The organism is Flagellimonas myxillae (assembly GCF_023502235.1).
Classification (GTDB): Bacteria; Bacteroidota; Bacteroidia; order Flavobacteriales; family Flavobacteriaceae; genus Flagellimonas; species Flagellimonas myxillae.
The window spans coordinates 528,199-554,347 of the sequence record NZ_JAMFLY010000001.1 but is presented as its reverse complement, the minus strand read 5'-3'; the positions used below and the strand labels follow the sequence as shown (position 1 = coordinate 554,347).

Annotated in this window: 25 protein-coding genes; 24 read left to right on the top strand and 1 reads right to left on the bottom strand. The window is 41.6% G+C overall.

Features of this window, described 5'->3' with window-relative positions:
- Positions 1–3 precede the first annotated feature (3 nt).
- From M3P07_RS02665 to M3P07_RS02635, 7 genes are all read left to right on the top strand, one after another.
- Positions 4–1,236 (top strand): M48 family metallopeptidase, encoded by a 1,233-nt coding sequence (locus tag M3P07_RS02665; protein WP_249968349.1) that lies wholly within the window; start codon positions 4–6, stop codon positions 1,234–1,236.
- A 44-nt stretch (positions 1,237–1,280) separates the two neighbouring features.
- Positions 1,281–3,485 (top strand): RelA/SpoT family protein, encoded by a 2,205-nt coding sequence (locus tag M3P07_RS02660; RefSeq protein ID WP_249968348.1) that lies wholly within the window; start codon positions 1,281–1,283, stop codon positions 3,483–3,485.
- Between the two features lie 42 nt (positions 3,486–3,527).
- Positions 3,528–3,986 carry a Fur family transcriptional regulator gene (locus M3P07_RS02655; protein ID WP_249968347.1) on the top strand — a complete coding sequence of 153 codons (459 nt, stop codon included), beginning with the start codon at positions 3,528–3,530 and terminating at the stop codon, positions 3,984–3,986.
- A gap of 12 nt (positions 3,987–3,998) precedes the next feature.
- Positions 3,999–5,267, top strand: coding sequence for an adenylosuccinate synthase (locus tag M3P07_RS02650; RefSeq protein ID WP_249968346.1), 1,269 nt, complete (start codon positions 3,999–4,001; stop codon positions 5,265–5,267).
- Between the two features lie 182 nt (positions 5,268–5,449).
- Positions 5,450–5,803: a helix-turn-helix domain-containing protein gene (locus M3P07_RS02645; RefSeq protein ID WP_249968345.1), complete on the top strand. Its 354-nt coding sequence runs from the start codon at positions 5,450–5,452 to the stop codon at positions 5,801–5,803.
- Positions 5,797–7,098 carry a type II toxin-antitoxin system HipA family toxin gene (locus tag M3P07_RS02640; protein ID WP_249968344.1) on the top strand — a complete coding sequence of 434 codons (1,302 nt, stop codon included), beginning with the start codon at positions 5,797–5,799 and terminating at the stop codon, positions 7,096–7,098. The genes M3P07_RS02645 and M3P07_RS02640 overlap by 7 nt, the downstream gene beginning before the upstream one ends.
- A 54-nt stretch (positions 7,099–7,152) precedes the next feature.
- The gene (locus M3P07_RS02635; RefSeq protein ID WP_249968343.1) at positions 7,153–7,851 is read left to right on the top strand and encodes a DUF4386 domain-containing protein; all 699 of its coding nucleotides are present in this window, start codon (positions 7,153–7,155) and stop codon (positions 7,849–7,851) included.
- A 293-nt stretch (positions 7,852–8,144) separates the two neighbouring features.
- Here M3P07_RS02635 and M3P07_RS02630 read toward each other — a convergent pair whose 3' ends face one another.
- Positions 8,145–8,420, bottom strand: a complete 276-nt coding sequence (locus M3P07_RS02630) for a hypothetical protein (protein ID WP_249968342.1) — start codon at positions 8,418–8,420, stop codon at positions 8,145–8,147.
- 113 nt (positions 8,421–8,533) lie between these two features.
- Here M3P07_RS02630 and M3P07_RS02625 point away from each other — a divergent pair, with 113 nt between their 5' ends.
- The 17 genes from M3P07_RS02625 (at position 8,534) to M3P07_RS02545 (ending at position 26,146) form a co-directional block, all read left to right on the top strand.
- Positions 8,534–9,508, top strand: coding sequence for a hypothetical protein (locus M3P07_RS02625; protein ID WP_249968341.1), 975 nt, complete (start codon positions 8,534–8,536; stop codon positions 9,506–9,508).
- A gap of 149 nt (positions 9,509–9,657) precedes the next feature.
- Positions 9,658–10,218, top strand: coding sequence for a hypothetical protein (locus M3P07_RS02620; protein ID WP_249968340.1), 561 nt, complete (start codon positions 9,658–9,660; stop codon positions 10,216–10,218).
- A 145-nt stretch (positions 10,219–10,363) separates the two neighbouring features.
- Positions 10,364–10,993, top strand: a complete 630-nt coding sequence (locus M3P07_RS02615) for a hypothetical protein (RefSeq protein ID WP_249968339.1) — start codon at positions 10,364–10,366, stop codon at positions 10,991–10,993.
- 79 nt (positions 10,994–11,072) lie between these two features.
- Positions 11,073–12,260, top strand: a complete 1,188-nt coding sequence (locus M3P07_RS02610) for a DUF418 domain-containing protein (RefSeq protein WP_249968338.1) — start codon at positions 11,073–11,075, stop codon at positions 12,258–12,260.
- Between the two features lie 134 nt (positions 12,261–12,394).
- Positions 12,395–13,570, top strand: coding sequence for an amidohydrolase family protein (locus tag M3P07_RS02605; protein ID WP_249968337.1), 1,176 nt, complete (start codon positions 12,395–12,397; stop codon positions 13,568–13,570).
- Between the two features lie 122 nt (positions 13,571–13,692).
- Positions 13,693–14,280, top strand: coding sequence for a hypothetical protein (locus tag M3P07_RS02600; RefSeq protein ID WP_249968336.1), 588 nt, complete (start codon positions 13,693–13,695; stop codon positions 14,278–14,280).
- A 286-nt stretch (positions 14,281–14,566) separates the two neighbouring features.
- A complete protein-coding gene (locus M3P07_RS02595) occupies positions 14,567–15,046 on the top strand; it encodes a DUF695 domain-containing protein (RefSeq protein ID WP_249968335.1) in 480 nt (159 codons plus the stop codon).
- A gap of 198 nt (positions 15,047–15,244) precedes the next feature.
- On the top strand, positions 15,245–16,873 hold the full coding sequence (locus M3P07_RS02590; protein WP_249968334.1) for an alkaline phosphatase D family protein: 1,629 nt from the start codon (positions 15,245–15,247) through the stop codon (positions 16,871–16,873).
- 38 nt (positions 16,874–16,911) lie between these two features.
- Positions 16,912–17,619: a DUF2927 domain-containing protein gene (locus tag M3P07_RS02585; RefSeq protein WP_249968333.1), complete on the top strand. Its 708-nt coding sequence runs from the start codon at positions 16,912–16,914 to the stop codon at positions 17,617–17,619.
- A gap of 58 nt (positions 17,620–17,677) precedes the next feature.
- On the top strand, positions 17,678–17,977 hold the full coding sequence (locus M3P07_RS02580) for an antibiotic biosynthesis monooxygenase family protein (protein WP_249968332.1): 300 nt from the start codon (positions 17,678–17,680) through the stop codon (positions 17,975–17,977).
- A 296-nt stretch (positions 17,978–18,273) separates the two neighbouring features.
- Positions 18,274–18,705, top strand: coding sequence for a DoxX family protein (locus M3P07_RS02575; protein ID WP_249968331.1), 432 nt, complete (start codon positions 18,274–18,276; stop codon positions 18,703–18,705).
- 75 nt (positions 18,706–18,780) lie between these two features.
- Entirely contained in the window at positions 18,781–20,421 is a 1,641-nt protein-coding gene (locus tag M3P07_RS02570; RefSeq protein ID WP_249968330.1) for an MGH1-like glycoside hydrolase domain-containing protein, read from the top strand.
- A 99-nt stretch (positions 20,422–20,520) separates the two neighbouring features.
- Positions 20,521–22,044: a sulfatase family protein gene (locus M3P07_RS02565; RefSeq protein ID WP_249968329.1), complete on the top strand. Its 1,524-nt coding sequence runs from the start codon at positions 20,521–20,523 to the stop codon at positions 22,042–22,044.
- A 142-nt stretch (positions 22,045–22,186) separates the two neighbouring features.
- Entirely contained in the window at positions 22,187–23,053 is an 867-nt protein-coding gene (locus M3P07_RS02560) for an alpha/beta fold hydrolase (protein ID WP_249968328.1), read from the top strand.
- 30 nt (positions 23,054–23,083) lie between these two features.
- Positions 23,084–23,434 (top strand): nuclear transport factor 2 family protein, encoded by a 351-nt coding sequence (locus tag M3P07_RS02555; RefSeq protein WP_249968327.1) that lies wholly within the window; start codon positions 23,084–23,086, stop codon positions 23,432–23,434.
- Positions 23,435–23,492: 58 nt separating this feature from the next.
- A complete protein-coding gene (locus tag M3P07_RS02550) occupies positions 23,493–24,575 on the top strand; it encodes a hypothetical protein (protein WP_249968326.1) in 1,083 nt (360 codons plus the stop codon).
- A gap of 113 nt (positions 24,576–24,688) precedes the next feature.
- Positions 24,689–26,146 (top strand): sulfatase, encoded by a 1,458-nt coding sequence (locus M3P07_RS02545; protein WP_249968325.1) that lies wholly within the window; start codon positions 24,689–24,691, stop codon positions 26,144–26,146.
- Positions 26,147–26,149 lie beyond the last annotated feature (3 nt).

Below are 26,149 nucleotides of genomic sequence, written 5' to 3'. Positions count from 1 at the left end.
CCTATGGAAAAGACTACCCTGTTCTATGTCATCATTTTTATTTTAGTGGTGCAATACGTGGCTCATCAAGTATTGGAGTACTTGAATGCCAAGCGTTTTGCCTCCCAAGTCCCTAATGAGCTCAAAGATGTTTTTGACGCTGAAGAATATCAAAAATCGCAGGAGTACAAGCAGACCAATTACCGGTTTGGTTCTATTTCGGAAGGAGCTTCTTTAGTGGCTACCCTGGCATTTTTGTTGCTGGGCGGATTTGAATGGGTAGACCAAACGACCCGTAGTCTTACGGACAATCCCATCTTGATGGCCCTAATCTTTTTTGGAATCATCATGGTGGCAAGCAGTATTGCCGGAATGCCCTTTTCCTACTACCAAACCTTTGTGATCGAAGAAAAATATGGGTTCAACAAAACCACCAAAAGTTTGTTCGTTTTGGACAAAATCAAGGCAGGAATATTGGCGATGGTTTTCGGAGGTGGAATTTTATCGCTGTTCATCCTCTTTTACCAATGGACAGGTCCTATTTTTTGGATTTATACCTGGATTTTGACCGCAGCGGTAATTCTGTTCATGAACCTTTTTTACAGTCGATTGATCGTTCCCTTGTTCAACAAGCAGACTCCGTTAAACGACGGAAGTTTAAAAAATGCCATTGAGGGGTATGCCCATAAAGTTGGTTTTGAACTGAAAAACATCTTTGTGATCGACGGTTCCAAACGATCCACCAAGGCAAATGCCTATTTCTCCGGATTTGGAAGGGAAAAGCGAATTACCCTTTTCGATACCTTAATCGATGATCTAAGCGAAGAGGAAATCGTTGCGGTTCTGGCGCATGAGGTGGGACATTACAAACGGAAGCATATTATCTTTAACCTTGTGGTCTCGCTCTTGCTCACAGGGTTTACCCTGTATATCCTATCGCTATTCATCAATACCCCGGAAATTTCCCTGGCCATTGGGGTATCGACTCCCAGTTTTCACGCTGGGCTAATCGGTTTTGTACTCTTGTACAGTCCAATATCGGAAATCACCGGACTGGCCATGAACTTTCTGTCACGAAAGTTTGAGTTTCAGGCAGATAACTATGCCAAAACGACATTTGCCGCCGACCCTTTGGTAACTTCCCTAAAAAAGCTTTCCAAGAATAATCTGAGCAACCTTACGCCCCATCCGGCCTACGTGTTTGTTCACTATTCGCACCCTCCTTTAATTGAGCGCATACGAAACTTAAAGGCATAATTTTTGTTGGTTTGCTTTAAAGATTGTGCTAATTTTAATATACTATGACGGAGGCTGCTATCGAAAAGGAGAATAAGGAGATTGCCAAGCAGTACAAGGAATTGCTTCGCATCAGCTATCAAACTTTGTCCAATGACGACAAGAAATTGATACGTTCCGCCTTTGACGTAGCCGTAGATGCCCACAAGGACCAGCGCCGTAAATCTGGAGAGGCCTATATCTTCCATCCTATTGCCGTTGCCAAAATTGTAGCTTCAAAAATTGGGCTCGATGCGGTTTCCATTGCGTCTGCACTGTTGCATGATGTTGTCGAGGACACCCCCTATACCTTGGACGATATTGAGCGTATGTTCGGGGAGACCGTTGCCCGTATTGTGGATGGGCTTACCAAGATCGCACACCTAAAAAAGGACAAGGACATTAGTCAACAAGCAGAGAATTTTAGAAAAATGCTGTTGACCCTTCATGACGATGTTCGGGTGATCATCATTAAAATTGCAGATCGTTACCATAACATGCTCACTATGGATTCCATGCCGGAGCACAAACAGGTAAAGATTGCTTCGGAAACATTGTATATCTATGCGCCCCTTGCCCATAGGATAGGACTTTACAACATTAAAACGCATCTGGAAGACCTCAGTTTAAAGTATACTGAACCCGAGGTCTATAACGATATCCAGGCCAAAATCGAGGATACGGAGGAAGAGCAATTGGCCTATATCGAGGATTTTTCGAATATCATACGAAACTCCTTAGATAAAGAGGGGCTCAATTATGACATCAAGGGTCGGATGAAATCCATATTTTCCATCCGAAGGAAAATGAAGGCCCAAAATGTTGCCTTCGATGAGGTCTACGACAAATTTGCCATTCGGATCATGTATAAATCCGATCGGAAAAACGAAAAATTCCTGGCTTGGAAGATCTATTCCATCGTTACGGACCACTTTACCCCCAACCCAATCCGATTGCGGGATTGGATCACCTCGCCAAAATCCACCGGTTATGAGGCCCTGCATATTACCGTAATGGGCCCTAAGGGCAAATGGGTGGAAGTACAGATCCGTAGCGAACGCATGCACGAAATTGCCGAAAAAGGTTATGCGGCCCACTTTAAATACAAGCATGGGGATCAAAAGGAACAAGGTATTGAGGGATGGTTGAACCGCCTGCAGGAAGCCCTTGAAAATTCCAATGGAAATGCGGTGGACTTTGTAGAGGAATTTAAACTGAACCTATACTCCAAGGAGATATTTGTTTTCACGCCCCAAGGAGACCTTAAATCCATGCCCAAAGGGGCCACAGCCCTGGATTTTGCATTTCACATACACACGGAAATCGGAATAAAGACTCGGGGAGCCCGGGTAAACGGGAAACTTGTACCGCTTGGCTCAGTACTTCAAAGCGGGGACCAAGTGGAGATCATTACCTCGGAAAGTGCCAAGCCATCCCAAAACTGGTTGGACTATGCGCAGACAGCCCGGGCACGATCCAAGATAAAATCTTCGCTCAGTGAGGAGAAAAAGAGCATTGCCGCGGATGGCAAGGAGATCTTGCGACGAAAGCTAAAGTCGCAAAAAATAACCTTGAACGAGGATACCATAAACAAGCTGGTGAACTTCTTCAAGTTAAAAACGAGTTTGGACCTCTTCTATCGGGTTGGAATTGGGGTAATCGATAATGAGCGTATCAAAGATTTTGCGTCCTCCTATCACAACGCCTTCCTTAATTTCTTTAAAAACAAAATCCGAAGAAACCCCACGCCAAAAGATGTGGACAAGGAGGAAATCACCACCAAATACGACATGCTCGTCTTTGGGAAGGAAGAGGAAAAACTCCCCTATAAACTATCGCAATGTTGCAATCCCATTCCCGGGGACGAAGTTTTCGGGTTTTTAAGTGTGAACGAAGGGATAAAGGTGCATACCAAAAGCTGCCCCAATGCCATTCAATTGCAGTCCAGCTACGCCTATAGAATCATGTCGGCCAAATGGATAGATTCCACCCAAGAGGAATTTGCCGCAGATATCCGAATTACCGGGATTGACAACCTTGGACTTGTGAACGAGATCACCAATATAATCTCGGACAATATGCATGTGAACATGCGTAACCTCAACTTTAGTGCCGACGGGGGTACCTTTACCGGTACGATCACCTTGGTGGTAAAAAACAACAATATCCTTAAAAAGTTGGTGAACAACCTAAAGCAGGTGGAGGGGATCGACAAAGTCTCCCGAATTTAATTTTTAAGATGTACCTTTGTCCTTTAGCATTGGTGAGACGCTATGGGTAACTCTAAAAATCAGGAAATTGTAAAGAATGTGTTCACTTCCTTTTTGGAAGAAAAAGGGCATAGGAAAACTCCGGAACGCTACGCTATTCTTCAGGAAATCTACGAAAGTGACGACCATTTCGATGTGGAATCACTCTACATCAAGATGAAGACCAAGAACTACCGCGTTAGCCGGGCCACGCTTTACAATACTATTGAGCTCCTTTTGGAATGCAAGTTGGTACGCAAGCACCAGTTTGGAAAAAACCAGGCCCAATACGAAAAATCCTATTTTGACCGTCAGCACGACCATGTAATTTTAACGGATACGGGCGAAGTTGTTGAATTTTGCGATCCGCGTATCCAATCCATCAAAAAAACCATCGAGGAGGTTTTTGACATCAAGATCAGCAACCACTCACTTTATTTCTACGGAACCCGTAACAAAGAAGAAGAAAACCTAACCGAATAACCAGCACACTTCATGGTAGATTTATTGCTTGGACTCCAATGGGGAGACGAGGGAAAAGGAAAGATTGTTGATGTTCTTACCAAGGATTATGATATTATAGCGCGTTTTCAAGGCGGCCCAAATGCAGGGCACACCTTGGAGTTTGATGGCATAAAACATGTGCTTCATACCATTCCATCTGGAATTTTCCATAAAAACGCACTGAACATAGTAGGCAATGGAGTGGTCATAGATCCCGTAATCTTTAAAAAGGAGCTGGACAACTTGAATAAGTTCAATATTGATATTGTCTCCAAGCTTTTAATCTCTAGAAAGGCCCATTTGATTTTACCTACCCATCGTTTGTTGGATGCAGCTTCTGAAACAGCCAAAGGGAAGGCCAAAATTGGTTCTACCCTTAAGGGTATTGGCCCTACCTATATGGACAAGACAGGACGTAACGGAATGCGGGTTGGAGATTTGGAGTTTGATGCTTGGAAAAAGAAATACCGTACCCTGGCAGATAAGCATGAGGCCATGATCGGTTTTTACAATGTGGACATCCAATACGATCTGGCTGAGTTGGAATCCGAGTTTTTTGAGGCGGTGGAAACACTCAAAAAGCTCACTTTTATTGATAGCGAAGAGTTTATCTTCAAAGCACAGGCCGAAGGAAAGAAAATATTGGCTGAAGGCGCCCAAGGTTCCCTTTTGGACATTGATTTTGGAACCTATCCATTTGTTACTTCAAGTAACACTACTGCAGCAGGCGCTTGCACCGGATTGGGTGTTGCTCCCAATAAGATTGGCCGCGTACTGGGAATTTTTAAGGCTTACACCACTCGTGTTGGCAGTGGCCCCTTCCCTACCGAACTTTTTGATGCGGATGGTGAAACCATGGGCCGTGTGGGCAATGAATTTGGTGCCACTACTGGAAGAGCCAGACGTTGCGGTTGGCTGGATTTGGTAGCTTTGAAATATGCGGTTCAAATTAACGGGGTAACCGAGCTGATGATGATGAAAGCTGATGTCCTTAGTGGTTTTAAAACCCTGAAAGTTTGTACGGCCTATAAGTACAATGGTGAAGAAATTCAGCACCTGCCCTACAATATTGAAAGTGAGAACGTAACTCCTGTTTATACCGAAATGAAAGGTTGGGCCAAAGACTTGACCCAATTGACCAAGGCCGAGGAGCTTCCACCTGCCCTAAATGAGTATATCTCCTTTTTGGAAAAAGAATTGAACGTTCCCATCAAAATTGTTTCCGTGGGGCCAGACCGCGTGCAGACGATTCATAGGTAGCACTTTTACTTTATTTTTTTACAAAACCATTCTTTTCTATCATTACTTGATGGTTTTTACCAACATTAAATACTTTTTTAAGCATTAATGATGGTATTAACTAACATTATTATTTTAATATTCATAAAATTATGCATATATTTGTTGGTAAATCCACACATTAATATTAATTTAATCAGATAATGATGGTTAATACCAACATCAATTGGAATCACATGACAGATGCTGCCATAGTGGAACAATTAGGGCGTTACATAAAGCGTTTGCGTTTGCAACAAGATACCTCGCAGGCCCAATTGGCAGAAAAAGCAGGTTTAAACCGATGGACCATCAGCAAAATAGAGAATGGTGAGCCCGTTACCTTAATGAGCCTAATCCAAATTCTTAGGGCTCTAAATAGTCTTTATGTTCTGGATACCTTCCAAGTTTCCGAAGAAATAAGCCCTCTGGCGTATGCCAAACTCAAAAAACAGCAAAGACAAAGGGCCAGTGGCAAATCCAATCCTAAACCCAACAAAGAAGATTTAGGATGGTAGATGTAGCCGAGGTAAAAATATGGGGGGAACTGGTTGGCGCCATTCGCTGGGATGAATCGCAACAACTGGGCTATTTCCAGTACGACCCCAAATTTGCCCAAAATGGCTGGGACCTGTCCCCTATTAAAATGCCCTTGGACCAAGGCTCCCGTATCTATAGCTTTCCCGAATTGCGCAAAGCAAGGGGCGAGACCGAAGATGCTTTCAAAGGTTTGTCCGGTCTATTATCCGATGCCCTACCGGACAAATACGGAAACAAGCTGATCAATATCTGGTTAACCCAACAAGGACGACCCGAGAACAGCATGAACCCCGTGGAGAAGCTATGTTTTATCGGCTCTAGGGGTATGGGCGCACTGGAATTTGAACCCGCCCGGATAAAAACAGCGGCCTATACCTACGCCCTGGAACTGGACGGTCTAGTGGAAGTAGCCCAGAAAATGCTGAACGAGCGCGAAACCTTCCTGACCCAATTGAACAAGGATGACGAAAAGGCCATGATGGACATCCTTAAAATTGGAACCTCAGCCGGAGGTGCCCGCCCCAAGGCGGTAATTGCCTATAACCCAAAGACCAAGGAAGTACGCTCCGGACAGGGCAATGTGCCCAAAGGGTTTGAGCATTGGCTGCTTAAACTGGATGGGGTCAGTGGGGACCAGTTTGGGGAAAGCTCGGGATGGGGGCGCGTAGAATATGCCTATTATCTTATGGCTCAGGATTGCGGAATTGACATGAGCGAATGCCAATTGTTGGAAGAAAACGGAAGGGCCCATTTTATGACCCAGCGTTTTGATCGTGAGGAAAATACCCGTCACCATATTCAATCGCTTTGCGGGATACAGCACTACGATTTTAATGATATGTACGGCTACAGCTATGAACAGCTGTTCCAAACGATGCGCATACTGCGGTTGACCTACCCCGAGGCGGAGCAAATGTTCCGAAGGATGGCCCTTAACGTACTGGCCACCAACTATGACGACCACACCAAGAATTTTTCCTTTATCCTAAAAAAAGATGGCGACTGGCGACTGGCCCCTGCCTATGACCTCTGCTTTTCCCATGACCCCACCAACCATTGGGTAAACAAACAGACCTTGAGCGTGAATGGGAAACGACTAAACATCGGCAAGGAGGATTTGATGACCATTGCCAAGGACAACAATCTTAAAAAAGGCAAGAACATCCTAGAGGAAATCAATGCAGTGGTAAAAACCTGGAAAACCTATGCCAAACAGGCGCAAGTACGAAAAGATTTGACGGAGAGAATCCACAACAACCTGAACACCTTTTGAAGCAGCTTGGTAACAAAATGCGTGGTGATCAGTCTTAGATAAAAACTGGACGACATGACCACTACAACTACCACCGAAAATACACTTACTTTGGGCAAAGCCGCCTTAATTGCCGGATTGGGCCTTTTGCTTATGACCCTTACCGTTCCTTTTGCGGAATTCTATATTTTTCCCAAGCTTATTGCGAGTGATGCCATGACCACCGCTAAAAACATCAGTAATGAAAAACTGCTGTTTACCACCAGCATTTTTCTGCATTTGATCACCCTGCTCTGCGATATTGTGGTGGCCTGGGCGCTCTATCTTTTTTTAAAACCCGCGCAACGCTACTTCTCCCTACTAGTGGCATGGTTTAGGTTGATCTATACCGCTATGTATCTGGTAGCGCTGACCAATCTGATAAAAATACTGACCCTAGTGCATACCTACTCTACAGGAACAAATGCACAAGTGGCCGAATCCATGCAGTATTATGTGGATGCCTTTAGATTGGAATGGTCCTTCGGGCTGGTCATTTTTGGGGTGTATTTGGTATTGTTGGGCATACTGGTCTTTAAGGCCACTTATGTACCAAAAATTTTCGCAATTCTATTGTTGATTGCAGGCTTGGGGTATGTGATCCACACCTTGGGCGCCTTCTTTAGCCCGGAAACCAATTTGGATATGCTGTTCTTTACCTTTTTTGGGGAGTTGGTGTTTATGTTCTGGCTGCTGATCAAAGGCCGAACACTTAAAGAACCCGTTCCCGCATAAAACGTGCTTATTCTTTTTGGGCGCAGCACATTGCTAATGTGTCTTAAGGTAACGGCCAACTTTTACGGTCAAGTTTCAAAGTCAAATGTCGAAAGTAGGAAGTGAGATTTGGGATTTGGGGTTTGAAATCGAACAATCCAAAATTCAGAATTCAGAATTTAGCATTAAACAGGGAGCAACAAAGTCCAATGACCAGGGTTGAAGATCAAGTTCAAAGCTCAAGCTCAAACTCAATCTTCCATTTTCCACTTTCCACTTTCCATTTTCCATTTTCCATTTTCCATTTTCCATTTTCAATTTTTCATTTGCTTTTTCCTTTCCCTTATTCTAAGGATTGTTACAATGCCCCTTAGCGCTGAGACCACACTTTGCACCTCGCGTGGGGTAAATACTTCTTCCTCTATATAAAAGAGCATTTCCAGGTTACGGTCCAGCACCTTGGCAAACTCCTGTGGGGAGCCATAGCCTTCTTTAATAAAATGGGAGAGTTGTTTCTTTTGGGAATTGGTCAATGGTTTGTATTTCATAAGGCCAAAGAAAGAAGAAATCCCAAGACCGTTTAATGCCATATATGGCAAGTGCTTAAAAAAGTAGGTTTTATCCGCCTATAAAGGAAGGTTATCCATATAAAATGAGGTAAATTGGGGATATAAACGAGTTGTGGTGCATTTGACAAAAAATAATGGAAGAAGAATTTGATTGGGAAAAACACGGTTTAATGACCGACAAAGAATTAGATGAAATTGACGAAAATTTTAAGCGGACTGAAATCGAAGGCGTTCAGAATATTTTAAAATATTTCGACAGAATTCACGATAAACTATTTACTTTCAATAATATTCTAATTGGAGGTTACTTTGCCCTATCACAAATTTATGACTCGTTCTCAATTTATGGAATAATAATTCCTTTAATCAACCTCGCTATTCTTCTATTTATAGAATATCGAATGATGGAAAAAAGCAGGTTTGAGGCGAACGTAAGAAAGAAAACTAAGGAAGAAATAAAAAAACACGGAATTAGTATAAATAAAACTAACCTCTATTCATTATTGGCAATAATAACTACCACAATAGTTGTTGGAATTTTTATTTACAATGTTTTCACGATTACAGAAACTAGTACAGTAGAAGAAAAAGTATCTGAAGGTCAAAATACTGAAAGAATAGAAACGAATTCCGAATCAGATATCAAGACCGAAAAACAAGATTACAATAAAATCGTCACTGAATTTGCAGAAAACTTCTCGCCAAATCGTTCGGAGAATTTGGACTCAATTCCAACTGACATCATTAAAGCATTTAAAGAATTAAGAACGATTGATAAAACTGCTCACAAACAAAATGTGACTTTGGTTTTCGCAAAACTTTATGCGGAACATTTAAAGTGTTATCATCAATCATATATTATTGAACATTTCCCAACGGACAAATCGGAATATGATTTTGATAAACTGACTATGGTAAATGAGTTTGCTTTTATGTCAAATTATTTGGATAATGAAAAGTTGCCTGAAGTTTGGACTTCTGGAATTATCGAAAAATGGTTGACTGAAAATCCCGAGTTATTGAAATTTGAACCAATTGGAAAATATAACCAATTCATCAAATCAGTATCTGAAAAGATAAAAAATGGTGATTATTGGGATAAAAAATAAAAAACAACACCACAACAATGGCTATAAGCAATTGCTGGTTCTCGTCTACTTCTGAAAATCCTCGCGGATTTTCAGTTTGGTGTGTACTTGCGAAATTTCGTGCTAAATCACGCAACTACTCATATCCGAACCGTTGTAGTACATTTTAGATGAATAAACTGATTGTAATATTTCTGCTTACCCTTTCCAATCTGGCATTTGGACAGGAATCGCATATTGAATCAGAAATCCTAAGTGTTCTATGCGATGAAAACTCGGATGCTTATCGCCTTAACACAATACTTACCAAGGACTCTATATCGAATGGGACAAGGATTATCCATTTTTCGACTTCAGCAACTTGTTGCGTGGACTTTAGAATTAAAAGCACCTTAATAGAAAACATTGTAAAAATGGAACTTGAAGAAGATGGTGTGGAATGTGAATGTATCTGTGCCTATGACTTTGTTGTTCGATTTAATTCTGTTTTTGATTCAAAAACCAAATTCTTTGTAAACAAAAGAGAATTACGAACGGACTTACCCAAAGTACGTCCTTACGAAAAAAGATATTTTGTGTATGAAAATGATACAACTGGATTTGACGACGAAAATGGACTTAGACAGGGATACATGGTTCTCACACGGAAGAATGACATGAAAAAAATATACTGGAAAGATGGAAAGTTCATTAAACTTGAGATTTTGGACAAGAAGGGCTATAATTTATAGCTGCTTTTCGTTAACTTGAAACTACAAAACAACTAACGGCTGGATTTACTACGGCTGGAAATCCTAAGATTTCCAACACCGCCCTAAATAATAGCCAAACCATCGTACTGCATTTGACCACCAACCGAAAAACCAATAAGGAACAGTGACCGTAATTAATCAACTTTCATCAGTATTGGGGCAAAAAGGGAATGATGCAAATATTGCCTTAGCAAAAGAAATTGCGGAGACTGAAAATAAGGATGCAATCAAAGAACTTGTTGAGCATCTAGAAAACAAGGATAAAAAAATACAAGCCGATTGCATAAAAACACTTTATGAAACTGCATATATAAAACCTGGATTGATAGCTGACCATTATTCCGAATTCCTAGGACTTTTATCCCATAAAAACAACAGACTGGTTTGGGGCGGAATGATTGCATTAATGACAATTGCAGATTTGAAAAGCAAGGAACTGTATGAGTCATTGGACCTGATTTCAGATACGGTAAATAAAGGTTCGGTTATTACTATTGATTGTGGCGTCGAGATATTTGCGAAGCTTAATAAATATTCGGAATATCAAGACAAAGTTGAAAGTTTGTTGACCAACCAACTATGGAAATGTCCGATAAAACAATTTCCAAAATACATAGAGAAATCTGCTATTTCAATAACCGAAAGGAATAAGGAGATTTATCAGAGAATAATCAACGAACGGAAAACAGAATGTGAAAAAGAATCGCAAGTAAAAAGACTTGACAAAGTGTTGAAACAAATTGAAAACATATAAAAACGCAAAGTAACAACGGCTATAAACAATTGCTCTGAAATACACATAGCCGGACCATAACCACCCATAAAAACAGAGAATGAAAGAAACCACAATTCCCAGTATCCCCAGAGTTGAAGTTGTTGATGCCCTGCGCGGTTTAGCCGTAATGGCAATAGTTATCATACACAGTTTAGAGCATTTTATTTACCCTGTTTATCCTGATAAAATGGTACAACCAGACTGGTTGGTTGCTCTAGATTCCGTAGTGTTTAACGTGATTTTTTCGCTTATAGCAGGTAAAGGATATTCCATTTTTGCGCTTTTATTCGGCTTTACCTTTTACATTCAATTTAAGAATCAACAGAATAAAGGATTTGATTTCAGGGGGCGTTTTATATGGAGGCTCCTACTTTTGAGTGTTTTTGCAACACTTAATGCGGCTTTTTTTCCTGGAGGCGACGTACTTATGTTATTTGTGGTTACAGGGCTCGCCTTGGTATTGGTGTGCAAAATGAGCGACAAAGCAATACTGATAATTGCTGCTATTTGCTTTTTACAGCCTATCGAGTTGTTTCATTTTGTAAGCAGCCGTTTTAATGATTCATACACCTTGCCGGATTTGAATATTGGCGGTTTATATAAAATTGTACAAGAAGGGGTTAAAAGCGGTAGCTGGAAAACTTTTTTAATTGAAAATGTTACTACGGGACAAAAAGCCAGCTTATTATGGGCTATTGGCGGTGGACGCTTTGTTCAAACCATTGGGTTGTTCTTGCTCGGGTTTCTCCTTAGCAGAAAAAACTTGTTTGTCAATTCACAAGGAAACACCCAATTTTGGATAAAGACACTTATAGTTTCGTCTCTATTGTTTGGAGTATTGTATCCTTTAAAAGTTGAATGGTACGATAATGTAGATAGTGCAATTATTAAAAGGAGTATCGGTACCGCGCTGGATATGTGGCAAAAACTGGCTTTTACCCTAGTTATTGTGTCCTCATTTATAACGGCATACTACCATTGTTCCTTTAAAACAAAGGTTGCTAAACTAAAAGTGTATGGTAAAATGAGTCTTACAAACTACGTTACACAATCCATTATTGGTGCATTTATATTTTTCCCAATCGGATTGCACCTCTCTCCATATTTAGGTTATGCAGCTAGTTTACTTGTTGGAATATTCATTTTTATGTTTCAATTGTATCTTAATCACCTATGGTTTAAACGTTATAAACAAGGCCCCTTGGAAAAACTATGGCACAAAGCCACTTGGATTGGGAAAGCATAGCTTGTTGTATAATAATTTATGGATGGGGCTTCCTGGAATTGAGAGAGTTTGTGCTTAATAGAAAAATCAAAACTTAAAACCCGTGGCGGTCGGTTATACGAGACCGTTAGCACAAATTTGATAAATAGCATATTATGAAGAAACTATTTTTTTTATTCCTGATAACCAGTATTATTTTAAGCTGTGAATCCAAAAGGGATATATCGGGGTATGATTTTATTATTCAAAATGTTAAACTATTCGACGGAGAGAGTTTCTATGAAAATGCGACTGTTTTAGTAGACAGTAATAAGATTAAAGAAATTATTAAAACAAATATTACTGAATTTGAAGGAGAGAACATTATTGATGGAAAAGGATTTACTTTAACACCTGGTTTTATAAATGCTCATGTTCATGCATTTAACAAAGAACATACTAAAGAAGCTGTACAATCAGGAGTATTAACCTTATTAGGCCTGTTTAGCACTCAACCCAAAAGATCAGACTCTCTAAAGATTTTAGGGAATACCTCAAAAGAACATGCTTATTTTTATTTTGCAGGACCAACCGTAACTGTTCAAGGAGGTCATGGTTCTCAATTTGGGCCCGTACCACTAATTAAGGACGTAGAAGATATTCCAAAATTCATATCCGACAGAATTGACGAAGGTTCCGATTTTATAAAACTTATAATAGAAAGAGGTGATTCTACTTATAAAATCCCAACGTTAACCGATGAAATGATTAAGAAAGCAATCGAAGAAACTAAAAAGAACAATATAGTTTCTATTGCACATATTACCTGGCGTTCAGACGCTATTAAAGCGGCTAGTTATGGAATTGATGGTTTTGCCCATCTGTGGAGCAGAGATTCTTCTGAAATAACACAACAAGATTTAAAATTGTTAAAGGAAAGCAAGATATTCATTGTTCCAACTGTTTTAGCATGGAAAAAAGCTGATGAATCGAATTGGAGAAAAGTTAATATTGATTTAATGAAGCAGGAGTTATTAAGAGTCTATAGAGCCGGAATTCCAATCTTGGCAGGAACAGACCCACCAAATCACAATATTAATTATGGCTCTGACCTATTTAAAGAATTGGAACTATTTGTAGAAAGTGGGATTAGCGAAATTGATGCATTAAGGTCTGCTACATCAAATATTTCAAGGGCATTCAACCTCAAAGACAAAGGGTTTGTTAAGGAAGGATTTCCAGCCGACTTAGTTTTGATTGAAGGAGACCCAACTACCAACATCAAAAATGTTTATAGTATCGTTAGGGTATGGAAAAATGGAAATGAGATAGCCCTAAAGGGTAAAGACTAAGTTATTAATAAACTTGTTGTAACAATGGTTAAATTCATCCCGAGGACTCGGGACGAAATCATAGCCGAGACCGTTGTGGTGCATTGCATAGTGCGGTAAGCGCTTCTTTAAAAATAAAGTATATGAATGACGAACTAATTAAAAGTCATTATTCCACAGTTTATATTACTCTAAGTAGTATTCTGTTAGGTGTTGCTTTAGCAGATCTCGTTAGTATTTTTCGTACTATAGAGAATCCCGATTATTTTCATTGGCTTAGTTTAATCTTGATTGTTTTACTAATAATGAATGCTTGGATATCATACTCTTTGCATGCCATTTCTGTAAAATTAATCCCAATTCCTGCTGATGCTGTTAATGTCTTTGCAATTTCAATAGCTCATTTCACATTAAATTCTTTTATTATTAAACCACACTATCAGTTTTACTTTGCCATTTGTTTTTATTCACTTGTAACTACTTTAACAATGCTATTTACATTTTATAGGGCGTCTCAATTCGATTCTAAAGTATTTTTCTTTAGATCTTATCGACGCGTAATAGTCATTAATATTGCTGGTCTCTTTCTTTCTGCTTTTTTTGGATGGCTCTCGTTAAATGGTCATTTATCTAAAGTTCTAGAATTTGCAACTTTTGCAATAGCGTATTTATGCATATTGGTCTGGCTAATGATGTATTGGAAAGTGTGGAAATCGCAATTGAATAAATAAGGTATACAAAAACGATTTAATCAACGCAACACAACAATGTATAACCGCAATTTATTCACCGCTTATTGTTTTGGTTAAGGTGTTCATCAGTCGCTTTGCTCTGGTCGGCGAATTCGACTATGCTTCGACTGCCTATCCTCCGTGCGAGACTTCGGAAAGCGGGCGCTCAGGACAGGCTAGAATCCACTCGGAATTGCTAAAGCCAGTACTAAACCGAAAATTAACGCATATTAACCCGTAACTGACGGTTATACGAGGCCGTTAGCACACATTTAACCCAAACAAGATGTTTAAAAAATTATTTTCAAAAAAAGAACCTAAGACTTACGGACCAACTGAACCGATTTATCCAGGTGAATTGTTTGAGGTTAGTGAAATATCAGATGACAATGGTTTCTTTGGATTTTCTAATATTAATAAATCTTACGACAATTATCCTAACAAAAAATATTTCCCTTGGTGGATTCAAGTGACATTGGAACTTGTGGACATTGACGATAGAAAAATGCCAACCGAAAGCGAAGCACAAATACTAAATGAATTGGAAGACGAAATTGAGAAATTTATTTCGGAAAGACATAAAACCCATTTTATCGGACGTGTAACTCATAATGGATTTAGGGATATAATTTTTTATGTCCAAGAACCAAGATTTGACCAAGAAAAAACAAGTATATTATTTGACCAAGTTCAACAAAAAAGGCGAGTGAATTTTACAATGGAAAAAGACCTCGAATGGAAAAATGTTTCTGGACTGATTAAATAAAAACCGTTACCCTGGTTATTGGGGACAACCGAACCTGGAAAAGGGTTTTGGTAAGAATCGATTAAATAAGTGGATGGCAAGGTCGGCAATTTAGAAATTCCTAGTAGTTGGACACGGAGAATTCGTTAACTTCAATCCAGTAATCCATCAACTTTTGGAACCAACATCAAGGCTACTTTCAACCATACAACCAACATCATGAAAAACCTATCCTTTTTCCTTTGTGCGACAGCCCTTCTGGTCATCAACTTTGCCTGTCAAAACAAACCAACAGCCAAAACTGAGCTTGTACCCCCGGTGACGGCACCGTTCACCAATATCGACACCATTGCCACCAACGATTGGTGGAACCGAAAACCCAATGAAATTATTGATGTGAAAGTGGAACGCGAAAATGTGGTGGCATTTGCCCTATACACGGTCCAAAACCAAACGCTAAAATTAACGGCCCAACTTTTCCCGCTCTATCCTGATGAAACACGGGAGGTTCGTTTGGAAATTAAAAGCAATGATACATGGGAGGAGCTACAAACAAAGGACGTGAACGACCTCGGATGGTCAGCCTTGTTCCGCGTGGATGACTGGGACAGTACCAAAGACACTCCGTATCGGGTTTTGCACGGGGAAAAAGCCGCTTTTGAAGGGTTGATCCGAAAGAATCCCAAGGACAAAGAAGAAATTGTTTTGGCAGCACTTTCCTGCAACAGTAACCAAGACCGGGGAGATCGTGACAAGTACGTAAAGAATATCAATCATCAGGACCCCGACCTCGTGTTTTTCGCCGGCGACCAGTCCTATGATCATTCCGAACATACCGCAGCCTGGTTAAAATTCGGAATGCAATTTAGAGAAGTCTTTCGCAATAGGCCCTGCATCACCATTCCTGACGATCACGATATCGGTCAAGGAAACCTCTGGGGCGAATATGGCAAAAAAGCCTCGACCATGGCAGGAAATGACGGAGGTTATTTTTTCCATCCAGAATATGTGAAAATGGTCGAAAGATGTCAAACAGCACATTTACCCGACCCATATGACCCCACTCCCATCGAGCAGGGCATTGGAGTCTACTATACCAATCTTGTGGTGGGCGATATTGATTTTGCCATTATCGAAGATCGTAAATTCAAATCGGGACCTAAAGGCAAAATTCCCCAAATTGGTCCCCGACCTGATCACATCCGCGACCCCAACTACGACCCCGCAAGTGTTGATGTGGAAGGTCTAGAGTTGCTTGGGGATAGGCAATTAAATTTCCTTAACGAGTGGGGGCAACAAAATGAAGGGAACATCAAGGTGGTCTTGTCCCAAACAGGTTTCTGCGGGGGTGCCCACATCCATGGTAATAAAGATAATCGGCTGCATGCCGATATGGATTCCAACGGATGGCCGCAAACTGGAAGAAACAAAGCCTTGAAAGCCATTAAAAATGCGAATGCCGTCCACATTGCCGGGGATCAGCACCTCGCGACCGTGATCCATCACGGCATCGACGAATACGAGGACGGTCCTTGGGCCTTTGTGGTTCCCGCTATCGTGAACAACTATTATAGCCGATGGTGGTGGCCAGAAAACGAAAAAGCGGGCGCGAATTCGAACGGTAAACTTCCTTGGAACGGTAGGTTTTTGGATGGTTTCAACAACAAAATCACCATGCATGCCTATGTAAATCCAGATAATCCATCGAATGGTTCCGGGTATGGCCTTATCCGATTCAACAAAAAGGAAAAGGAAGCAACCTTCGAATGTTGGTCAAGGGACAGTGATGTCTCCAATGCGGATGCGAAACAGTTCAACGGGTTTCCCATTACGGTAAAACTCGATTAAACCAAACCAGATTACCCTGTAAGTTGCAGTAACAAACTATGAAATCGAACAATAGAATCTTATTCATCCTATTCCTCATACTCATCTTGGTGTCGTGCTCCAAGGACGAAGAAGGCCTGTCTGGATTGAGTGAACATGAGATCGATGTGATAAATTACTTTAAGGAAGTCGCCTTGGGATTCGAATTTGGGAATGCTAGCAAGATTACTCGAAAATGGAATTCCGATTTGAGGATATTCGTCGGGGGAAATCCCGATACAGATTTGTTGGATGAATTGGACAGGATTAAGACGGAAATTAATGAGCTGGCCACGGATGGATTTCAAGTGAACATTGTGAACGACACCTTGCAATCCAACTATTATATCTTTTTTGGAACGGGGTTCGAATATGCCGAGATATTTCCAAATCAGTCCAATTTGGTCGTTTCCAATTGGGGTTTGTTTTCCGTTTTCTGGAATGGTCAGGATCAGTTTACCTCGGGCCATATGTACGTTGATATTGTCAGGGCCAATACCACTGCACAAAAACATTTGCTACGGGAGGAATTGACACAGTCCCTAGGGTTGGCCAACGATTCCCATTTATATTCCCAGAGTATCTTCCAACAAGATTGGACTACAACGACGGAGTACGCCCCAATTGACAGGGACTTGATCCGGTTATTATACCACCCCGAAATGGGTATTGGGTTGAACAATAGTCAAGTTGATACCGTTTTAAGGGAAATTCTAAGCAACGAATAGCAATTTATCCACCCAATTTGGACTTTTAAAATAACACAACAGCGCTTAACCAATTATAATGATGGTACGGATTATATACAGTTGGAATGTAGCCCCAGAAAATTTGGAACTTTTTATAGCCACTTGGAAAAGAACAACCAACAGAATTCATGAAGAGGTCAAAGGGGCCAAAGGCAGTTTTATGTTACAGAACAACAGTAATCCCGGGGAAATAAAGACCATAGCAAAATGGGATTCCCTAGAGGATTGGAAAAAATTCTGGCAAGATAGCAAGCCTGGTCAAATGCAGTCCATGCACGATTTGGGAGAACGTGTTTCCGTGGAAGTCTTTACAGAAGTGGACGATTTTACAAAGTAAAATGGAAGAGCAAAAAGCCCAGACTTTCTAGGTTGACCGCGATAATCACCCAACAAACAGTTAATTCAAGGATTGATCTTTGAACTTGTTTTTGGTGCACTTCATATTTTTGCTTTGATCTCTTCATTGTAGCATTTAATAACCTATAGGAGTTAACATCGGTGTGTTTTCTTTCAGGAAATCATGCGTCTGGAATGGTCCTGATCAACTATCTTTAGAACCTAGCAGGGATATACCATAAAATGAGGTTCCCATCACTCCCTGTTTCAAAAGATGCACCGAAATAAACACATAAAATGAGTCAAAAATTTATCAAACTATTCTTACGATTGGGGATTGGAATTGGTTTTTTATCCGCAGTAGCCGATAGATTTGGATTATGGCCAGCAGAAATATCGGCCTGGGGCAATTGGGAAAACTTTTTGGGGTATACCCAATTGATCAACCCTATTATTCCAGAATCATTGGTTCCGGCTGTTGGGGGTATTGCTACGGGGGCCGAGATACTGTTTGGAATATGTTTGATCATAGGGTTTAAAACAGAATTGACCGCCAAACTCAGTGGTTACCTCATGCTGATTTTTGCTTTGGCCATTACATTTTCCACGGGAGTAAAAGGAGCACTTGATTATTCGGTATTTGTAGCTTCGGCAGCGGCATTTGCCCTGGGCACCATGAAAGAGAAATATCTAGAATTGGATGTTTTAATATCCAAGAACAAGGATTAAAACTGTTTCGAACAGTACTATTAGACAATTTTGGGAATCCTTGCAAGGCTGTAACCCAGCTTTAATCACTACCATATGCAAATCGAAAAACTTGCTATCATTGGTTTTCTATTGATCCTTGTGGGTTGTACTAAAAACAAAGAGGCCCTAAACTTGGATAGTTGTCATTTCCAAACCTATATAGAGCGCTTTAATCAGTTGGATAACGAACTATATACCCAAAACATCCCCAACGATTCGGCTTTTGCGTTTCTATCCAAAAACATCCCCCTTATTGAATTTCCGGACAAAGACATTGAAGAGACCTACTACTTCCGCTGGTGGACATACCGAAAACACATCAAGCATACCCCGGATGGTTTTGTTATCACCGAATTCCTGCCAAAGGTTCCATGGTCAGGAAAATATAATACAATCAATTGCCCAGCTGCTCATCATATTTATGAAGGAAGATGGTTGAGAGATTCTAAATTCATCTCCAATTACGTGGATTTTTGGTTAACCAAATCCGGAAATGGAATTCGCCAGTACAGTTTTTGGATTGCGGATGCGGTACTTGCATTTCATTCTGTCCATAAAAATGATGCAATATTGGAACAACAATTGCCAAGTTTGGTAAAGAACTATGAAGCATGGGAAAAAATAAGACGGGATTCCACAAATGTTCTTTTTTGGCAGGATGATGCCAAGGAAGGGATGGAGGTATCAGCTAGTGGGCGATTATTGAACGAGGGTATCTCCATTGGTAGCATGTCATCCATCCGGCCTAGCATGAATAGTTATATGTTTGGCGACGCAATGGCGATTTCAATGCTTGCGGAATCAACAGGAAACCCATCCATCAGTTCAGACTATAGCGCTAAAGCCAGTATGATAAAGCAGGCAGTCCAAAAGCGGTTATGGAATTCGAAACTCGGCTTCTTTACTGTGCTCCCAAGGGATTATACGGCTACTTCGCAACCTATTGACATCAGGGAGGCCATCGGTTACGTACCCTGGTACTTTAATTTGCCCGATGATAAGTCTACCTACTCAAATGCCTGGAAAAAAGTGATGGACACAACTGGATTCTATGCCCCCTACGGGCTAACGGTTTGTGAACGCTCGCACCCATTCTTTGCAATTGATTACACCGGGCATGAATGCCAATGGAATGGTCCGTCATGGCCATTTGCCACCACGCAAACACTGAAAGGGTTGGCAAATCTGCTAAACAATTACACCAATAAGGGAGGGGTTTCAAAAGAGGACTATTATACCCTTTTGCTTCAATATGCGAGAAGTCATTCCATAACCTACGAAAATGGGGAACAGCAAAAATGGATAGACGAAAACTTAAATCCATTTACCGGAGATTGGATATCAAGAACCAGGCTTAAAACTTGGGACAACGGAACTTGGTCCAATGAAAAAGGGGGAGTGGAACGAGGCAAGGACTATAATCATTCAGGGTTTTGTGATTTGGTCATTTCCGACCTCATAGGACTTAAACCAAGACTAGACCACCTTATTGAACTCAATCCCCTTGTTCCGGATACTTGGGATTGGTTTTATTTGGACAATGTCTTTTACCAAGGAAAAGAAGTTACCGTTGTTTGGGACCGGACCGGCAGCAAATATAATTTGGGAAAAGGGCTGCTGCTTTTTATTGACGGGCAATTGAAATCTAGGACGGCCAAGCTCGAAAAGTTGGTTTATAATACTGATGCCGAATAAAGAAAAACGGCATACAACCAAAGCTGTTGTTATATAACATCATTTCCACTTTTGCTATGGAAATATCCCATACCTTTCAGTTGCCAATTAAAACCAACCATGAAACCATCAAAAATACTTGCATTACTTCTGATATGCATTGCATTTAGTTCTTGTTCAGAAAAAGAATCCCGCCTACCAAACATCGTAATAATTTATGCGGACGATATGGGCTACGGTGACCTCAATTGCCAGAATCCCGATTCAAAGATTCCTACCCCGAACCTCGACAAACTTGCCTCGGAAGGGATGCGCTTTACAGATGCACATAGTTCCTCGGGCATTTGTTCTCCCAGTCGATTTGCGCTGCTAACGGGCACCTATCATTGGCGTAGGCAACACGGTATTGTTGGGCCTTTTGGGAAACCCTTTTTCCAGGATTCCGATATCACATTGCCCCAAATATTGAAAACCAAAAATTACACCACGGCCTGTATAGGTAAATGGCATTTGGGCTGGGATTGGGAATTTAAAAACCCCCCATCGGGAAAAGTTATGCAATGGGGAAAAATGAGGGATGTCTACCACTCTAGGGACATAGATTGGAGCCAACCCGTTAGTGGAGGGCCGCTAGCCCGGGGCTTTGATTATTACTTTGGGGATGGCACCATTAATTTTCCACCTTACGCCTGGATTGAAAACGACCGCCTATTAGAACCCCCAACCGAAGAAATGGGACTTGACAATATTGGCTATGAAACCAAGGAAGGCCATTGGGAATTTAGACCAGGGCCACGACTAAAGGATTGGAACCCCTATGAGGTTTTGCCCACACTGACCAACAGGACGGTTGAATGGATAAACACCCAGGAAAAAGAGCAACCGTTTTTCCTTTATTTTTCCTTGCCTTCGCCCCACGCCCCTATTATTCCGAATGATGAATTTGACGGAAAATCCCAAGCCGGTGGCTATGGCGATTTCATGTTTCAGACCGATTGGGTTGTTGGACAAGTCTTAAAGGCGCTTGAAGAAAAAGGATTGGAGGAAAACACCATCGTCATTTTTAGTGCCGATAACGGAACCGAGTTCTATGCTTGGGAACGAGCTGAAAAATATGGTCATTTTAGTATGGGGAATTTCCGGGGCTTAAAACGGGATGTATGGGAAGGCGGACATCATGTGCCCTTTATCGTTAAATGGCCTGGAAAGATTAAGGCAAACACCGTTTCCGAGGAAGTGATTTCCCAAGTGGATATCATGGCAACTTTGGCCAACATCACCGGAGCGGAGTTACCCGAAAATGCAGCTCCCGACAGTTATGACCTCACGGAAGTTTTCAGCGGAAACACATATGAATCCCCGCTTAGGGAAGCCACCATCCATAATACTTTTGAAAACACTTGGGGTATACGAAAAGAGAATTGGCTCTACATCAACGATTCCACAGGCGGACATAGAGCGCTGCCCGAATCCTTCAAGCAACTTACAGGATACACTGATTTTAACACCAAAGGTCTTCTCTTTGATATGGCGAACGATTCCGAACAGCGCATTAACCTGTATGAAGCGCATCCGGAAAAGGTCGCGGAGATGGATAGCTTATTGACGACATATCGGAAATCTAGCAGAACCGTAGTGCAATGAGCAATTCTATAGCTCAAAATGTGCTTTCACAAACTGCTTTCGATTGAATAGTTCGTTCCACCTAAGTTTTCTTATTTTTAGATAAGTACAATCAGAAGTACAGCCTAGCTATAACCAAAACCACCGACCACTACTGCAATCCATGCAAGAAACCATTCAAATACCCATTGGAAAATACCGCTTTGATTGCCGAACCCATGGAAACCCACAGGGCGAACCCATAATTTTTCTGCATGGATTTCCTGAGACCTCGTACATGTGGAAAAGGCTGATGTCCACCTTTCCCGAAGAGAGCTACTATGGTGTTGCACCCAACTTAAGGGGGTATAGCAAAGGGGCTTGTCCGAGGGGAAAAAGACATTACAGTCTGGATAAACTGTCCAAGGATGTTATGGGCATTTCCCAATTCCTGGGCAAGGATAAGTTCCATCTTGTAGGGCACGATTGGGGGGCGGTGATTGGATGGAAAGTGGTTCACGACCATCCCCAAGCCATCCTAAGCTGGACCGGGGTTTCCGTTCCGCATCTCCAAGCTTTTGGTAAAGCCATGGTTTTGGACGAGGGCCAACGTAAAATGAGTCAATATGTAAGGGATTTTCAATGGCCCCTCCTCCCAGAAAAAATGCTTCGCAAAAATGACTTTAAGGTTTTCAGAAAGTTTTGGCGACATAGCGAGCCCGAGCAGGTGGCTGATTATTTAAAAGTATTCCGAAACCCTAGGCAACTTACTGCGGCCATAAACTATTATCGCAGCAATTATGAACTATTGAAGAAGGCGGCCATAGGTCAAATTTTAGGGAATATTCAAGTGCCCACCTTGTTTATTTGGGGCAACCAAGACCTCGCCATTGGGGCTTTCGGGGTCAATGAAGGCCACCAGTACATGAAAAGTGACTACGAGTTCTTGGAATTGGATGCCGGACATTGGTTGATTCAAACCGAGTATGACCAACTTAAAAATGCCATCACCAAACATATAGCTAACAACAAAGGCAGTTCTTTTTCATGAGACTGACAAACTCAAAAATTATCAACTAAAATGACAACCATTTCTAACAAAGAGTTGTGCCTTTCGTACCTAAGAAAATATGCCGTCAAGGACCTTAGTGGAATCGAAGCCATGTTTTCGGAGGATATAATCTTAAGGGACTGGAAAATTCGTGTTACAGGAAAAGAAACTGCCGTAGCGGAAACGCAAAAGAACTTTCAAGCTGCGGACACTATTGCCATAGCTGTTTTGGCTACCTATGAAAGTGATGATACAGTTGCGGCAGAACTGAAAATTACCGTGAATGGAAGTGAAGAGCTCTTTGTAGTGGATGTTATTACCTTTAATCCTGAAGGTCTGATTACATCCATCAGAGCTTATTTGGGACGGGGGGACCATTAAAATCAAAGTTGCCATCTACAGAACCAATTACATGCAAGTATATAGCCATTTCCAATCAATGAACTTCAGCAAACTAATCTGTTCCATTGTCCTCGGGCTTTTTGTAGTTGTCCATGTAGCCGGGCAAAGCAGTGAGCCCGCGAATCGATATGCGCATGCCTACAAACAATATTTGGGGGCCGCTTGCCCATTGGAAAGTGACAGCATCAAACATTTTGTCTATTTCTCAAGGGACAGGGAACAAATTCACGATCATCCTTTTCTTAGGGTCAAGCGCATTGTTGGCGCCCAAATAATGTACTCCTGGCGCCAATTGGAACCGCAACGGGGTAGATACGACTTTTCAACAATCCATGAGGATTACAATTACCTTCTGGGGCACAATAAAAAGTTGTTCATTCAATTTCAGGATGTAACCTTTGATGTGAGGTACAAAGCCATTCCCGATTATCTAATGACTTCGGATTTTGATGGAGGGTGCACCCGTTCTTTTAATGATCAAGGTACAGCGGAGGGATGGGTCACTAAAAGATGGAACCCGCAGGTGCAACATCGTTTTGCTATGCTGATGCAAGCTTTGGGAAAAGAATTTGATGGTAAAATCGAAGGCATCAATCTGCAAGAAAGTGCTGTTGGCGTCAGTTCCGGAGAAGACCCCTCTTTTAACCCTAAGCAATATGCGGAAAGTTTAAAAACCAACATGCTTGCTCTTAAGAAAGCCTTCCCCCAATCTACCACCATGCAATACGCCAACTTTATGCCCGATGAATGGTTGCCCTGGGATGACAAAGGATATCTTAGGTCCATTTATCAATATGGCCAGGAAATTGGCGTGGGTTTGGGGGGTCCGGATTTAATGGTCACCAGAAAGGGGCAACTCAATCATACCCTAGCGATGATGCACGAAAATAAATTCACGGTACCCTTGGGAATAGCGATTCAGGATGGGAATTATGTAGGAACCACAGGGGCCGACCTGGATTACAATCAGCGATTGGACGAAGGTCAAAATAAACGTAAAAACCTAGTCCCGCTATTGCATGCGTTTGCCAAGGATTTTCTCAGGGTCAGCTATATGTTTTGGGTGAATCAAGATCCTTATTTTATGGAGGATGTGGTTACTTGTTTTGATAATGATTAGGTATTCCCCAAAGTTCATATTTTATACCTTTAAACTGTGACCAAATTAGATTGTAGTTACGGCGGGACCATTTATTCACACCTTCAGTTGACCTGAGCAACCAACAAACGACCATGAAAACAATCAAAATACTTGTTTATTCCTTGCTTTGCGCTTCAATTGTGGTTAGCTGTAGCAGTCCAAAACCAGACAAAAGGCCCAATATACTTTTACTTTGTGTGGATGATCTTCGTCCCGAGCTCAACAGTTTTGGCGCAAGTCACATTAAGTCCCCCAATATAGATCAACTGGCAAGTCAAGGTGTCTCGTTTTATAATCATTATGTGAACGCACCAAGTTGCGGCCCTTCCAGATATACCCTATTGACAGGTCAATATGGCGGGGCAAATAACGATGCCCTTTTCAAACGGGCCGAAGCCATAGGGGAAGGTGGCAAAACCGCGAACCCAAGCATGCCAGAATGGTTCAAAACCCATGGGTATACTACAGTTTCTGTTGGCAAGGTATCACACCATCCAGGAGGAAGGGGTGGTTCAGATTGGAATGATAGTACCTTGGTGGAAATGCCCAATGCATGGGACAAACACTTGATGCCCGTTGCCGAATGGATGCATCCCCGTGGTGCAATGCATGGTTTGGCCCATGGCGAAATTCGCGTAAAAGCAGAGGACATGGACGTTTTTCAAAGTGCGGAAGGCACGGATAATAACTATCCGGATGGTATTATTGCGGAAGAGGCTATAACACAATTAAGGACCCTTTCAGAACAAGATGAAAAGCCATTTTTTCTCGCGGTCGGTTTTATCAAACCGCATCTGCCCTTTGGAGCACCAAAACCCTACCTGGATACGTATGATGGGGTCGAGATTCCCATTCCAGAACATCGGCAAAAACCTGAAACGAAAACCACTTGGCATCCCTCTGGGGAATTTATGAAGTACAACCGCTGGGGAAAAGACCCAAATAATGACCCTGACTTTGCTGATGAGGTACGCCGTCATTATGCGGCCTGTGTAAGTTATGTAGATCAGCAGGTCGGAAGGGTAATGGCCGAATTAAAACGTTCCGGAGCGGACAAAAACACCATCGTTATTCTATGGGGGGATCACGGTTGGCACCTTGGCGAACATGCCATCTGGGGTAAGCATAGTCTGTTCGAGGAGTCCCTGCAATCCCCTTTGATCATTCACCACCCAGGAATGGAAAGTACACATACCCGAACCAAAGCCATTGTGGAAACAGTGGATATCTTCCCGACACTTTGCGATTTAAGCGGTATTGAAAAACCAAAATTCGTCCATGGAGAATCCTTAATGCCCATTTTATCCAATCAGGAACTTAAGGGCAATCCTGCATTTGCATATACCAATGGGGCGATTACAGTAAGGACCCAAACTCATCGTTTGACGCTTCATAAGGATGGGTTTACAGAGCTTTATGACCATACCTCCCCCGAAGGTGAATCAAAGAATGTGGCAGAGGTGGATTTTGCCATGGTCCAGGAATTGAAGGAAGTTCTAAAAGACAAACTACCTGACAAATATCGAACCTTATTGGACACCCAACCTTGAAAA